Source organism: Helicobacter sp. MIT 14-3879, from assembly GCF_003364125.1.
In genome coordinates, this window is the sequence record NZ_NXLP01000002.1 from 115,517 (window position 1) to 128,485 (window position 12,969).

The window sequence follows — 12,969 nt, forward strand, 5'->3', positions numbered from 1 at the left end:
CGAAAATTATCTTAAAATGTTAGAATACGCAAATTTTTACATTAAATTTTAAGAAGGTATCAATGATTGATTTAGCCAACTTAAGCGTAACAAATCTAGTAAAACTTTATGATTATGATTTATTTGAATTAGGTAGTTTAGCAGATGATATAAGGCAAGAATTGCATAATAAAAAAGTATATTTTAATATGAATCGTCATATCAACCCTAGTAATATTTGTGCCGATATCTGCAAATTTTGTGCTTTTTCAGCACATAGAAAGAATCCAAATCCTTATGAAATGACGAAAGATGAAATATTAAGTGATGTTCATAGTAGTTATAATCGTGGTGCAAGAGAGATTCATATAGTAAGTGCTCATAATCCAAACTATACTTATGAGTGGTATTTTGATATTTTTAAAACTATTAAATCAAAATTTAGGGATATCCATATTAAGGCAATGACTGCAGCAGAGGTGGATTTCTTACATAGGAAATTTAATAAGAGTTATGAAGAGATTCTAGGTGATATGAAAGATTCTGGTGTAGATTCTATGCCCGGAGGAGGTGCTGAAATATTTAATAAAGAAGTAAGAAATAAGATTTGCAAGGGCAAGGTTAATACAGTAAATTGGTTAAAGATACATTCAATTTGGCATTCTATGGGTTTTAAGAGCAATGCAACAATGCTTTTTGGACATATAGAAAAAAGAGAACATAGAATAGAGCATATATTGCTTATTAGAGAATTACAGGATAAAAGTGGAGGTTTTAATGCATTTATTCCATTGCTTTATCAAAGACATAATAATTTTTTAAATATTACTGATTTTCCAAGTGGTATAGAGATATTAAAAACTATTGCAATTAGTAGAATCTTACTACCAAATTTACCAAATATTAAAGCTTATTGGGCAACTTTAGGTATTAATCTAGCCATAGTGGCACAGGAATTTGGTGCAAATGATATAGATGGCACTATTGAAAAAGAAAACATCCAAAGTGCTGCTGGAGCAAATAGTAAAAAAGGAATGAGTAAGGATGACTTAATATCACAAATCAAAGATGCCGGTTTTATCCCCGTATTACGCGATAGTATGTATAATGAATTAGAGTTTTTTAATTAATTTAACAGTTTATTTAAAAATAGGTATTTAAAAAATCTTATAGATTTTTTGATAATTTTTTATAAAACTACTTATCAATATAGATTCTAGGAACTCTATTTGAAATAGCACATATTATTTCATAGTTAATACTTCCAACATGTTTTGCTAACTCATCTACACTTAACTCATTGTTAAATTTATCATAGCCAAATAAAGTTACCTCATCATCAATTTTTACATTATCTATATTGCTAATATCAATAGTGCATTGATCCATACATATATTACCTACCACTTTAGCTCTTTTTGACTTTACTAAAACCTCAGCTTTATTTGATAAAAGCCTCATATATCCATCTGCATAGCCTAATGGTAATGTAGCAATTTTTGCTTTTTTGTTTGTAGTATAAGTTCTTCCATAACTTATACTACAATTTTTTGGAAGTGTTTTTATATGTACAATTTTTGCCTTTAAACTCATTACTGCTTTTAATCCCTCTATATTAATGTCTAAACTAGGTTTTAATCCATAGGCGATAATTCCAATTCTAGCCATATCTTCAATAGCATTTGGATAGGTAATTATTCCAGCACTATTTGAACAATGCTTAATAAAATTATTAACCCTATTATTATTTAAAAATTCTATAAATTTATTATAAATTTTATATTGTTTTTTTGTGTATTGGCAATTTAATTCATCAGCACTTGAAAAATGTGTAAAAACACCTTTTATATTAATAGAATCTAGTTTTGTTATATATAGAATTTCATCTAAATTTTTTTTATTCCATGTATAGCCAATCCTTCCCATGCCTGTATCAAGTTTAATGTGTATATTTGCTACTTTATTTTGTTTTTTAGCTTCTTTTGAAAGCTCAATAGCAACTTCTTTATGATACACACAAAGTTCAATATCATTTTTAATTACTTCTTTTGCTAAATTTGGTGGTGTGTATCCTAGAATTAAAATTCTAGCATTTTTATAATTCTCTCTTAATTCCATTGCTTCTTCAAGTGTTGCAACACCTAGTTGATACACTCCAAAATCTAGAGCGGCTTTTGCAAGCTTTATAGCTCCGTGTCCATAGCCATTTGCTTTTACTACACATAGAATCTTTGTGTTTTTATTTAGTTTATTTTTTATGATGTGTAGATTATTAGTAAAATTTGCTATGTTAATTTCTGCCCAACAATATCTCTTTAGCTTGTTATATGACATAAAGTGCCTTGTTTAATGTCTCTCTAGGTTTCAAGTAATTTTTTTGCCATTGCACTAATTCTATTGCCAGAAGCTACGCTGTATAAGCCTTTAGATGCTCCCATAACTTTTCCTAAGTCTTTTATGCTACTTACATTTAGTGATTGTATTATTTCTTTTAGCTTTGCTTCTAATTCATTATCACTAAGTTCTCTTGGTAGATATTGTAAGATTATTTCTAGCTCTTGCTCTTCTTTTTTTACTAAATCCTCTCTAAAAGCTTTTTTATAAGCTTCAATAGAATCTAATCTCTGTTTTTTTGCACTTAGTAGAATTTTTATTGCCTCATCATCATTAATTTCTATTCTTTTATCAACTTCTATTTGTTTAAATGCAGAATTTAGCAGCCTAATTGTATCTCTTGTAAAAGTATCATTATTTTTCATTGCATTTTTTAGATCATTATTTAATTTTTCTTTTATAGTCATTTTAAGTTTCCTTATTTTTGGAATAAACTTTGCTTTTAATTTTAAATTTAAATTATATCAATTTTATAGCGAGTTTAAATGAAAAAGTTTCTAGCACTATTTGCTTTTATTATTCTTTATGCAGATCCTGTAATGGATTTTAGCCCCCCAAAATATGTAGAGGATTTGCCAGAAAAGGATTTTATAGAAGAATTCCCCAAACTAGGTTCTCTTTTTGGTCAAGGAGAGAGACCTATGTTTGCAGATAGAAGGGCTATGAGGGTCAATGATATTTTATTGGTTAAGGTAAATGAAAGTTCTTCTGCATCATTTAGCACACAAAAAACCTATAATGGCACACAGGAGGGAACTTTAAATGCTCCTGCATTAAATTATAATGGCACAAATCAAGATATAGCACAAAATGTTGAGCAGTTTCAAAATGGAACAGCATTTAATCTTAATTTAGCTAACTCCGACACGGCTTTTAATGGTGGAGGTTCTCAAAATAGGAATGAGAATGTAGAGTTTGAATTATCAGCTAGGGTTATAAAAGTGCTAAATAATGGCAATTATTATATTGAAGGCACAAGGCAGATTATGGTTGATGGTGAAAAGAAAATGATACTTTTAAGTGGGGTAATACGTCCATATGATATTACTTCAGATAATACAATAGAATCTAAATTTATTTCTGAATTAAAATTAAATTATACAAGTGAGGGCGATATAAGCAACAAAAGACATAAAAAATGGGGCAGTGCAGAGCTAGAACAAGCGTGGCCTTATTAAAGAGATTATTAAAGAAGTATATATGAATATTGCAGTAATTCCAGCAAGAGGTGGAAGTAAGAGAATACCAAATAAAAATATTAAAGATTTTTGTGGAAAGCCAATAATAGCATATTCGATAGAAACTGCCTTGCAATCAGATATTTTTGATAGAGTAATAGTTAGCACAGATAGTATTGAAATAAGAGAAGTTTCATTAAAATTTAATGCTGAGGTCCCCTCACTTCGTCCAAGTAACATAAGTGATGATAACAGCACAACACTAGATGTTATAAGCTATGAAGTAAGCAATCTAGGTCTAGAATCTAATGATATTGTTTGTTGTATTTATCCAACTTCACCACTTTTAAAAATAGATTTTTTAAAAGAAGCATATTTTAGATTAAAAGAGGGAAGTTATTGTTTTAGTGCTTGTGAATTTAACTCAAATCCACTTAGAAGTTTTTATATTAAAAATGAAAAATTATGCTTACTAAATGAAAATTTTACTTCATATCGCTCGCAGGATTTAGAGACTTTTTATTATGATGCAGGACAATTTTATTTTGGCTATGCTAGCAGTTTTTTAAATAAAAAGCCAATTTTTAGTGTAGATTCTAGTGTTGTGATACTACCTCAAATAAATGTAGTAGATATTAATACCCAAGAAGATTGGGAAATTGCAGAAATAAAGTATAAAATATTATGCAAGCAATAATTTTGACAGAAGCAGGAAATAATTTTGGTTTGGGGCATTTAAGTAGATGCACAGCATTAAAAAATTTCTTGCAAAAGGTAAATTTTAATGTAGAAATTTATAATCGTGGAGACTTTATTAGTGATAATTGCATTAATTTTAATTGGTTAGCTGAAAGTGAAGCTAAAAAATTAGAATCTATATTAAAGAACAAACCATTAGTTATAATAGATTCTTATTATGCAAATTTTGAATTTTGTAAATATCTTGTAGATAACGCAAAGGTATGTGTATTCTTTGATGATTTTAGTAGAATGAAATATCCTAGAGGAGCTATAATTTTTAATGGTGCTTTGAATGCTAGTAAGTATTATATTGATGTAGAAAATACCATTTTTAGTGGGATTGAATACGGTCTTCTTAGAAATGAGTTCTTGCAAAGAGAGGTTAAAACAATAAATAAAGATATAACTAGAGTTTTAATAGCCCTTGGCGGTAATGATTATAATAATAACACACAAAAAGTTTTAGAAATAATAGAAAAAGAAATAGTTTATGCTGACATTGATGTAGTAGTTTCTAATAAACATAAGCCACTAAACTATGGCTTTAATACAAATATTCATTCAAACATTTCTGCAAGAGTGTTAAAGAATCTTATGTTAGATTGTGATTTAGCCATAAGTGGGGGAGGTGTAACTATGGTAGAGTTACAATCTACTTGCACTCCTACAATAGCTTTAGAAATTGCTTCAAATCAAAGCTACCAACTAAGAGCATGGCAAAAGGTTGGACTTAGAGTAGCAAATAATACCTATCAAATTAAATCACTTTTAAAAACGCTAAAAAAACTAAAAGATAGAAATAAGTTACATAACAAGCTCTTAAAAATTAATATTGGTGAGAAAATAGGAGAATTTATTCAATATTTAGTTGATAAATATAATAGTTAATTCTCCAAATTTTTCAAATATTTTAAATTTGGAGAATTAATGGTTTTTAACTTAAACAACTATAATTTTAGGAGAATTGGTTTTTACAAGTAATATTTTTGCTGATAACCATAATAATAAAAGTAACAAAATAACTGCACAAGAAATAGCAGATTTATTCTATAAAGTTGGAGGAGACCCAAAAGATTCTCATAGAAAAGTTAATCACAATAAAGGATTCTGCACTTCAGGTGAATTTATTCCAAATAAGGCTTTATTAAAAGAATACAATATTCCTATTTTAGAACAAGATTCTATTCCATCGCTTGTTAGGTATTCATTAGGTGGTGGGAATCCAAAAATTAGCGATAAGGATAAAAGCAGAGGAATTGCAATTAAAATGGATGGAAAAGAGCCTTGGGTATTGGTAATGAGTAATGCATAGATAAATTTTGCAAGAACACCTGAGGATATGAAAAGACATCTTACTGCAAGAATTCCAGAAGATGGAAAGCCTAATATAAAAAAGATTAAAGAGACTATTGAGGCTAACCCTTCTTTAAAAAACTATGATACTTATATTAAAACTTTGCCTATTACTTCAAATTTTGCTAATACGACATTTCATAGCGTCCATGCTTTTATCTTTAAAACTAAAGATAATAAAGAAATATTTGCTAGATGGAAGTTTGTTCCTATTGCAGGCGAGAGTTCTCTAAGTAATGAAGAATTAGATAAGTTAGGCAATGATTTTTTAGAAGATAATTTTAAAAATAGTCTAAAGAATGCTCCAGTAAAATATGAAATGTATCTTGTATTCCCTAATAAAAATGACGAAATAGATAATATTAATGCTAGATGGCTTGGAAAACATAAAGAAGCCTTATTTGGAACATTGGTTGTAAATAAATATGATGGTAAGGATTGTAATCAAGATGTTTATTTTCCTTCTATCTTGCCTAGTGGAATTTTACCTCCAAAAGATGCTATGTTTGATTTAAGAAATGAAGTATATGCTATTACTTTTGGAATGCGACAATAAATGTATTCTCCCTTTTTAAAAGAGGAGAATAATATTAATTTTTAATTAAATTATAAAGAATAGGAAGTTCTAACACCCCATCTTCTTGCATAAAATGCCCACCTTTTTCTAAAAGAATAAATTTTGCATCAATTTTTTTTGCAAGATTTTCACTCATGTAATATGGCACTATATAATCATCCTTTGCAGCAATAATAACACGATTTTTAGCTATTTTTTTAATTTTATCTACATTGAGTTTTTCTTTTGTAAATTCATCTAAAATAGGAAGTTCAGGCAATGGTTCGCAAAAGCCAGATACGAGTATAAAGCCCCCAATGTTAGAATCTACACTTATAGTTTCTATAAACCTTAAAATGCTAATACCACCTAAGCTATGCCCTATTAAATAGACTTCACTGTCCAATGATTTAATATCATTTTGCATCTTTTCTATCCAACTAGATAGCTTTGGGTTTGATGAATTTGGCATCTCTAGGATTGTAACTTCAATATTATCATTTAAGGCAGTATTTTTCAGCCATTTAAACCAATGCTTATTTGGTGATGACTCAAAGCCGTGTATTAAATAGATTCTACGCATTAATTTTTATCTTTATCTATTAGTTTGCTTTCATTAATCCAAGGCATCATTCCTCTAAGCCTATTTCCTACTTGTTCTATTTTATGATTTGCTAGATTTTTTCTCTCGGCATTCATTCTTGCATAATTTGCCTTTTTTTCTAAAATAAAGTCTTTTGCAAATCTACCTTCTTGTATATCCTTTAAAATCTCTTTCATTGCTTTTTTAGATGAATCGTTAATAACTCTAGGTCCGCTTACCATATCACCATATTCTGCAGTGTTTGATATAGAATATCTCATATCTGCTAATCCACCTTGATATATTAAATCAACAATTAGTTTTAATTCGTGTAAGCATTCAAAATAAGCCATTTCTTCGGGGTATCCAGCCTCTATTAATGTTTCAAATCCTGCCTTTACTAAGCTTGTTATACCGCCACATAGCACTGCTTGCTCGCCAAAGAGGTCAGTTTCTGTCTCATCTTTAAATGTTGTTTCAATAATGCCTGTTTTTCCACCACCTATTGCACAGGCATAACTCATAGCTAAGGCTTTTGAGTTTCCATCATAATCATTTGCTACTGCTATTAAATCTGGAATTCCACCACCTCTTACAAATTCACTTCTAACTGTGTGTCCAGGTGCTTTTGGAGCTATCATAATTACATTTATATCTTTAGGAGCATTTATTTGTCCAAAATGAACATTAAAGCCATGTCCAAAAGCAATAGTCTTGCTAGGAGAAAGATTTGGCAGAATCTCACTATCAAACACTTCAGATTGTAATTCATCAGGAATTAAAATCATAATTACATCACTTTCTTTTGTAGCTTCTGCTACACTTAAAACTTTAAAATCTTTAGCCTGTGCTTTTTCTTTAGATTTTGAATTAGAATGCAATCCTATTACTACATTTACTCCAGAATCTCTAAGATTTTCAGCGTGTGCGTGCCCTTGAGAGCCAAACCCAATAATTGCCACCTTTTTACTCTTAATTAGATTTAAATCGCAATCTTTGTCATAATACACATTTAAAGCCATTTTTTTACCTTTAATTTTGATTTAAAAAAGGTAAATTATAATTGATTTTACTTAAAATGCTATTTAGTATTGCAATTTTTTAAATGAGTTTTAAAAAACTTAATGTTAATATCCTGCTTTTTTAAATTGTAAGGTTGATTTTTTAAGGAAACTAAATATGCAAGATATTTATAATTCAGTTATTAAAAATATTTCATCATTTCCTGCATTATCTAGCATAGTAGGAGATGTTTGTAGTATTTGTCAAGACCCAAATTCAAGCATATCAGATTTAGTTAAAGTTATAGAAAAAGACCCAGGAATAGTGATAGATATACTTAGAATCTCAAATTCTCCAATCTATGGTTTTACAAGAGAAATATTAAGCATTCATCAAGCTGTTTCTTTATTTGGCATGGGGACTATTAAGGGTTTTGTAATGTCTTCTGTAATACGAAAAAATATGAAAATTAGCTTTGAGTCTTATGGAATTTCTATAAATTCATATTTAGATATTTGTAGAGAATATAATAAATTCTTAATAGAGATTTATAAAAGTGCAGATTCCAAGCTAAAAGAAGTAATATTTCCTGCATCATTTTTGATGACTTCAGGCATACTTATTTTGTCAAATGAAGCTTTAAGTTTAGAAAATTTACAAGAATTTAAGAATAAAATAAAAGAATCAGATTTGTTTTTAGATATTGAGAGTGAATTTTTTGGAATCAATAGCGTAGATGTAACTGTTATGCTTTTTGAACATTGGAATTTTGAGAGTATATTAATTGATACAATAAGGGCTATCAATACAAAAGAAGGTTCAGAAACTGCAAATCCACTAAAACTTGCTTTAAAGTGCATTAACTTACATAAGCAATATACAAAAGAGCAGATAATAAACGCATTAACTTTTATAAAAGAAAACAATATTAATATAAACTTAAATACTTTCAATAACTATATTGTAGATAATACCAATTAATTATTTGTGGAGAATTTTTTATTATCATTAATCTATGGAATAAGTAAGATTCCAAGTAATAAAAGAGAAGTTTTTGATAGATTAGATAAATTAGAGGCAATTGAAAAATACCAATCAAAGTTTAGATTAAAAAAAGATTTTTTTATTGGGTATATATCAAAAAGTTATTCTTCCATAAAAGTTGGTAATAGAGATGTAGTAGCTTTTTTAAAAACCATAAATCCAATTAAAAAAGACCCAAAAATAATAAGTAGGAATATAGATAGGATTCTTCCTAATGATATTGTTTTAGCAAAACTTAGCAAGAAGGGTAGTTTAAGAAAAGATACTAGAGCAAAAGTTAAAATAATAGAAGTATTGCACAGAAATATAGATAAATGTATTGGAATCCTAAAAGTATATAAAAATGAATATAAAATATTTAATTTAAAAACACAAGAGAAACTCCCTATAAAAGTATCACAAAAATCGCTTAGAACCTTGCCCTTAGGTTGTATGTTTGAAATTAGTGATAATAAAATTTTAAATGTTATTGGTTTAATTTATGAGGCAAAGAATGATTTAGAAATAACCCTAAAAAGCTATAATAAAAGTCTAGATTTTTCTAAAGAAGTTTTGGAGTATGCAAATAGCTTTGATTTTGAGATTAAAACTAGTGATTTTAAAGATAGAGTTGATTTAACTAACCTTCCATTTGTAACAATAGACCCAGATGATGCAAAAGATTTTGATGATGCTTTGTTTTATGATGGTAGTAATTTATATATTGCAATTGCTGATGTGAGTTATTATGTTACCCCAAATAGTTTGCTTGATAATGAGGCTTATAATAGAGGATTTAGCATTTATTTTCCACATACTGCAATTCCTATGCTACCGCCAATTTTAAGTAATAATATGTGCTCTCTTAAAAAAGGACAAAATAGACTTGCATTTATTTTTCAATTAAAAATTAATAAAAAAACTCTACTAGTATCAGATGTAAAGTTGTTTGAAGGAATTATAAAGGTAGAAAATAATTTAAGCTATAAAAGAGCAAATGAAATGTTAAAGCAAGATAGTATGTTATTTAATCTTTTTTCTCTTACTTCAAGATTAAGAAAAAAAAGATTAAATAATTCTTTTGAATTTAGTAGTAATGATGTAAAAATAAGCTTAGATTCTAGCTTTTTAATAAATGATATAAAATTGGAACATGAGCTAGATTCTAATCATTTAGTAGAGGAATGTATGCTTTTAGCAAATAAACAAAGTGCAATTTTGATGAGTGATAATAATGTTGGAATTTTTAGAATACACAATAAAATTAGTCCTAAAAATATGAATTTACTTTTTAATGAATTTAGCTTTTTAGCATTAAAAAAAGCTAAAGACTTATATAAAAATATTTTAAATATCCAAAAAAGCATTAAAAGTTTTTATAAAAAAAATAAAGATAGCAATATTTTAGTTAGTAAAGCTGATAGAACAATTATTTCATATATGCCAAAGGCAATGTATTCATCTAAAGTTTCAGAGCATTTTGCACTTGGTTTTGATAGATACTCTCATTTTACATCACCAATTAGAAGGTATGGAGATATTATTGTTCATAGAATTTTAAAATCAATCATTGCAAAAGACTATAAAAATCTAGCATTTTTACAATCAAATATTGAAGTGATTTGTTCTAAAATCAATTTCTTAGAAAAAGAGGTATCAAAAATAGAACTTGATTTTATAGATAGAAAATTTGCAAGATACTTTAATAAAGGTGATATAGTAAAATGTATAGTAGTAGATAATAATATTCCTTGCATAGCAAAGACTATCCCACATAATGCTAGAATCTTTTTAGACAAAAGTTATGATAAATTTACAATCTTAAGAGCAGAAATTATATCTAGTGATATAGAAAGTTTAAAAATACAAGCAAGGATAATATAGAAGATAAATGTATAAAAAAGATTTTGATATTTTATTACAAACACAGATTCCGCAAGCTACATTTTTATATGGAGAATGTGATTTTTTGATTAATTTTTATTCAAATAAAATAAGAGATTTAATTAAAAAAGACAATCAAATTGATATTTTTAGTTTTTATTTTGAAGAATATAATCCTCCTATGATACGAGATTTACTCTCACAGCAATCATTATTTTCTTCAATTAGCTTAATTATAATCAAGCTTTATAAGATAAAGGATTATAAAAAAAAGCCAAAAGATACTGAAATTTTTAGTTTTTTAGAGATTCTTAAAAATAATCAAACAAGTTATTTAATAATAGAATTTTATAATGAAGATTCAATAGATTATATTAGAGCTTCAAAGGCTATCAGCTCTTTGTTTAATACTCAAAAATTTGTTTCTGTTAGGTTTTTTAACCCAACCCAAAAAGAAGCACTAGATTTATTAAAACATTGTGCAATGTCATTAAAGTTAAAGATTAGTGATGTTGCGTTAAATTATCTTTATGAGATTCAAAATAAAGACTTAAGTCTTTGTGTAAATGAGTTAAATAAATTTGTAGTTATTAGTGAGGAAATCACTAAAGAAATTATCAATCAATTATCTTATGGGTTATATACAAATAGTATTGAAGAGTTTTGCGAAGCATTACTTGATAAAGGAGATTATCTTAAAATTATTGCAAAGATTGAAGAAGAGGGAGTTCAAGATATTGATTTTATTCGTTCTTTACAGGGGTATTTTTATAGACTATTTTTATTTTTTGCTTATATTAAACAAAATGGAAATGTGAATTCAAATGAAATTTTAGGACATTCTTTGCCAAAGCAGGCTGAAGAAAAATATACTAGATATGCTATGAAATTAAGAGAGGCACAATATTTAGGTATTTTTTGGATTTTAAATGAATGGCGTTCAAATATTATTAATGGAAAAGAAAAAAATTCTTTTGCTAATTTAATAAAACTGCAAGCAATAATTAAGTAGAATTAAAACTTTTTAAATTCCTTGCTTTAAGTTAGTAAATTTAAGGCAGAAACCAAGAGGAGAAAATATGCGATTTTATGAGACAATGTTTATTTTAAAACCAACTCTTACACAAGAAGAAATAGATGCAAAAATAGAGTTTATTAAAAATATTTTGATAAATAATAATGCTACTATTGAGGGTTGTATTAATATGGGTATGAGGAATCTTGCTTATGAAATTAAGAAAAATAAGCGAGGTTATTATTATGTAATCTATTTCAAATCAGAGCCAAATTTAATAACTGAACTTGAGAGAAATTATAGAATTAGTGAAGATGTTATTAGATTTATAATAATTAACTATAAAAATAAGACAGAACAAAAGACTTGGCAAACATTAGTAGATAAGTCAAATGGAAAGATTCCGCCTGTTCCTCATAAGAAAAAGGCTATAATAGATAAAGAAAATAATGATAATATTTCAATAAGACAAGAAACAGAAGACACACAAAATATAGAAATTAAAGAATAATAAATGTTTAATAAAATAATAATGATAGGAAATCTTACTAGAGATGTAGAGTTAAGATACCTTCCTAGTGGAAGTGCTGTTGCTACCATTGGACTTGCTAGTAATAGAAGGTTTAAAAAGCAAGATGGAAGTCAAGGAGAGGAAGTTTGCTTTGTTGATGTAAAATTATTTGGCAGGACTGCTGAAGTTGCTAACCAATACCTCAAAAAAGGCTCACAAGTTTTAATTGAAGGAAGGCTTACTTTAGAAACTTGGAATGATACAAGTGGTGCTAAAAAAAGTAAACATACAATTACAGCAGAATCTATGCAGATGTTAGGTAGAACAGGAATTGATAATAATCATTCCAATAATAGTAATTATACAAGTAGCTATGAAGATAATTATAATGTTAATAATAGTGAATATAATTCTAGTCAAAATCAACAAAAAAATATACCAGAAATTAATATAGATGATGAAATACCATTCTAAAGGAGAAATAAAAATGAACGAAAGAAAAAAATATTCAAAAAGGTATTGCAAATATACAGAAGCAAAAATAGAATTTATTGATTATAAGGATATCGATATGCTTAAATATTCTTTATCAGAAAGATATAAAATTATGCCTCGTCGCTTAACTGGTAATACAAAAAAATGGCAAGAGAGAGTTGAAGTAGCTATAAAAAGAGCTAGACATATGGCATTAATACCATATATAGTTGATACTAAAAAGGTTGTTGATAATCCATTTAAGGTAAATTAATT

Annotated in this window: 16 protein-coding genes; 12 read left to right on the plus strand and 4 right to left on the minus strand. The window is 27.5% G+C overall.

All coding sequences use genetic code 11. The features are described from left to right. Positions 1 to 62 precede the first annotated feature (62 nt). Complete coding sequence (gene mqnE / locus CQA44_RS01960; RefSeq protein WP_115545599.1) at positions 63 to 1,109, plus strand: aminofutalosine synthase MqnE; 1,047 nt, start codon at positions 63 to 65, stop codon at positions 1,107 to 1,109. A gap of 67 nt (positions 1,110 to 1,176) precedes the next feature. Here mqnE and alr read toward each other — a convergent pair whose 3' ends face one another. Together alr and CQA44_RS01970 are read right to left on the minus strand one after the other, a co-directional pair. Beyond that, entirely contained in the window at positions 1,177 to 2,313 is a 1,137-nt protein-coding gene (alr, locus tag CQA44_RS01965; protein ID WP_115545600.1) for an alanine racemase, read from the minus strand. 23 nt (positions 2,314 to 2,336) lie between these two features. Then, the gene (locus CQA44_RS01970; RefSeq protein ID WP_115545601.1) at positions 2,337 to 2,780 is read right to left on the minus strand and encodes a GatB/YqeY domain-containing protein; all 444 of its coding nucleotides are present in this window, start codon (positions 2,778 to 2,780) and stop codon (positions 2,337 to 2,339) included. A 78-nt stretch (positions 2,781 to 2,858) separates the two neighbouring features. Between CQA44_RS01970 and CQA44_RS01975 the strand changes: the two genes are divergently transcribed. From CQA44_RS01975 to CQA44_RS01995, 5 genes are all read left to right on the plus strand, one after another. Next, positions 2,859 to 3,551: a flagellar basal body L-ring protein FlgH gene (locus CQA44_RS01975; RefSeq protein WP_115545602.1), complete on the plus strand. Its 693-nt coding sequence runs from the start codon at positions 2,859 to 2,861 to the stop codon at positions 3,549 to 3,551. A gap of 22 nt (positions 3,552 to 3,573) precedes the next feature. After that, positions 3,574 to 4,248 carry a pseudaminic acid cytidylyltransferase gene (gene pseF, locus CQA44_RS01980; protein ID WP_115545603.1) on the plus strand — a complete coding sequence of 225 codons (675 nt, stop codon included), beginning with the start codon at positions 3,574 to 3,576 and terminating at the stop codon, positions 4,246 to 4,248. Continuing rightward, a complete protein-coding gene (locus tag CQA44_RS01985; protein WP_147289742.1) occupies positions 4,236 to 5,180 on the plus strand; it encodes a hypothetical protein in 945 nt (314 codons plus the stop codon). Before pseF ends, CQA44_RS01985 begins: the two co-directional genes overlap by 13 nt. Before the next feature lie 76 nt (positions 5,181 to 5,256). Continuing rightward, complete coding sequence (locus tag CQA44_RS01990; RefSeq protein WP_115545605.1) at positions 5,257 to 5,604, plus strand: hypothetical protein; 348 nt, start codon at positions 5,257 to 5,259, stop codon at positions 5,602 to 5,604. A 27-nt stretch (positions 5,605 to 5,631) separates the two neighbouring features. Beyond that, complete coding sequence (locus CQA44_RS01995) at positions 5,632 to 6,201, plus strand: hypothetical protein (protein WP_115545606.1); 570 nt, start codon at positions 5,632 to 5,634, stop codon at positions 6,199 to 6,201. 34 nt (positions 6,202 to 6,235) lie between these two features. Here CQA44_RS01995 and CQA44_RS02000 read toward each other — a convergent pair whose 3' ends face one another. Next, complete coding sequence (locus CQA44_RS02000; RefSeq protein WP_115545607.1) at positions 6,236 to 6,784, minus strand: alpha/beta hydrolase; 549 nt, start codon at positions 6,782 to 6,784, stop codon at positions 6,236 to 6,238. Next, complete coding sequence (ilvC, locus tag CQA44_RS02005) at positions 6,784 to 7,806, minus strand: ketol-acid reductoisomerase (protein WP_115545608.1); 1,023 nt, start codon at positions 7,804 to 7,806, stop codon at positions 6,784 to 6,786. The genes CQA44_RS02000 and ilvC overlap by 1 nt, the downstream gene beginning before the upstream one ends. A 157-nt stretch (positions 7,807 to 7,963) precedes the next feature. Between ilvC and CQA44_RS02010 the strand changes: the two genes are divergently transcribed. From CQA44_RS02010 to rpsR, 6 genes are all read left to right on the plus strand, one after another. Further along, positions 7,964 to 8,767, plus strand: coding sequence for an HDOD domain-containing protein (locus CQA44_RS02010; protein WP_115545609.1), 804 nt, complete (start codon positions 7,964 to 7,966; stop codon positions 8,765 to 8,767). 6 nt (positions 8,768 to 8,773) lie between these two features. Next, complete coding sequence (locus tag CQA44_RS02015; protein ID WP_115545610.1) at positions 8,774 to 10,693, plus strand: ribonuclease R family protein; 1,920 nt, start codon at positions 8,774 to 8,776, stop codon at positions 10,691 to 10,693. Positions 10,694 to 10,700: 7 nt separating this feature from the next. After that, on the plus strand, positions 10,701 to 11,705 hold the full coding sequence (gene holA / locus CQA44_RS02020) for a DNA polymerase III subunit delta (RefSeq protein WP_115545611.1): 1,005 nt from the start codon (positions 10,701 to 10,703) through the stop codon (positions 11,703 to 11,705). Between the two features lie 67 nt (positions 11,706 to 11,772). Then, positions 11,773 to 12,219: a 30S ribosomal protein S6 gene (rpsF, locus tag CQA44_RS02025; RefSeq protein WP_115545612.1), complete on the plus strand. Its 447-nt coding sequence runs from the start codon at positions 11,773 to 11,775 to the stop codon at positions 12,217 to 12,219. Positions 12,220 to 12,222: 3 nt separating this feature from the next. Continuing rightward, a complete protein-coding gene (locus CQA44_RS02030) occupies positions 12,223 to 12,693 on the plus strand; it encodes a single-stranded DNA-binding protein (protein ID WP_115545613.1) in 471 nt (156 codons plus the stop codon). 13 nt (positions 12,694 to 12,706) lie between these two features. Next, the gene (gene rpsR / locus CQA44_RS02035) at positions 12,707 to 12,967 is read left to right on the plus strand and encodes a 30S ribosomal protein S18 (protein ID WP_115545614.1); all 261 of its coding nucleotides are present in this window, start codon (positions 12,707 to 12,709) and stop codon (positions 12,965 to 12,967) included. Positions 12,968 to 12,969 lie beyond the last annotated feature (2 nt).

Excerpts from the sequence above, each read along its gene's own strand:
- rpsR (WP_115545614.1), top strand. The coding sequence starts at position 12,707 with ATGAACGAAAGAAAAAAATATTCAAAAAGGTATTGCAAATATACAGAA.
- mqnE (WP_115545599.1), top strand. The coding sequence starts at position 63 with ATGATTGATTTAGCCAACTTAAGCGTAACAAATCTAGTAAAACTTTAT.
- rpsF (WP_115545612.1), top strand. The coding sequence starts at position 11,773 with ATGCGATTTTATGAGACAATGTTTATTTTAAAACCAACTCTTACACAA.
- CQA44_RS02010 (WP_115545609.1), top strand. The coding sequence starts at position 7,964 with ATGCAAGATATTTATAATTCAGTTATTAAAAATATTTCATCATTTCCT.
- CQA44_RS01975 (WP_115545602.1), top strand. The coding sequence starts at position 2,859 with ATGAAAAAGTTTCTAGCACTATTTGCTTTTATTATTCTTTATGCAGAT.
- CQA44_RS01995 (WP_115545606.1), top strand. The coding sequence starts at position 5,632 with ATGAAAAGACATCTTACTGCAAGAATTCCAGAAGATGGAAAGCCTAAT.
- pseF (WP_115545603.1), top strand. The coding sequence starts at position 3,574 with ATGAATATTGCAGTAATTCCAGCAAGAGGTGGAAGTAAGAGAATACCA.
- CQA44_RS02000 (WP_115545607.1), bottom strand. The coding sequence starts at position 6,784 with ATGCGTAGAATCTATTTAATACACGGCTTTGAGTCATCACCAAATAAG.
- holA (WP_115545611.1), top strand. The coding sequence starts at position 10,701 with ATGTATAAAAAAGATTTTGATATTTTATTACAAACACAGATTCCGCAA.
- CQA44_RS01970 (WP_115545601.1), bottom strand. The coding sequence starts at position 2,780 with ATGACTATAAAAGAAAAATTAAATAATGATCTAAAAAATGCAATGAAA.
- ilvC (WP_115545608.1), bottom strand. The coding sequence starts at position 7,806 with ATGGCTTTAAATGTGTATTATGACAAAGATTGCGATTTAAATCTAATT.
- CQA44_RS01985 (WP_147289742.1), top strand. The coding sequence starts at position 4,236 with ATGCAAGCAATAATTTTGACAGAAGCAGGAAATAATTTTGGTTTGGGG.
- CQA44_RS02030 (WP_115545613.1), top strand. The coding sequence starts at position 12,223 with ATGTTTAATAAAATAATAATGATAGGAAATCTTACTAGAGATGTAGAG.
- alr (WP_115545600.1), bottom strand. The coding sequence starts at position 2,313 with ATGTCATATAACAAGCTAAAGAGATATTGTTGGGCAGAAATTAACATA.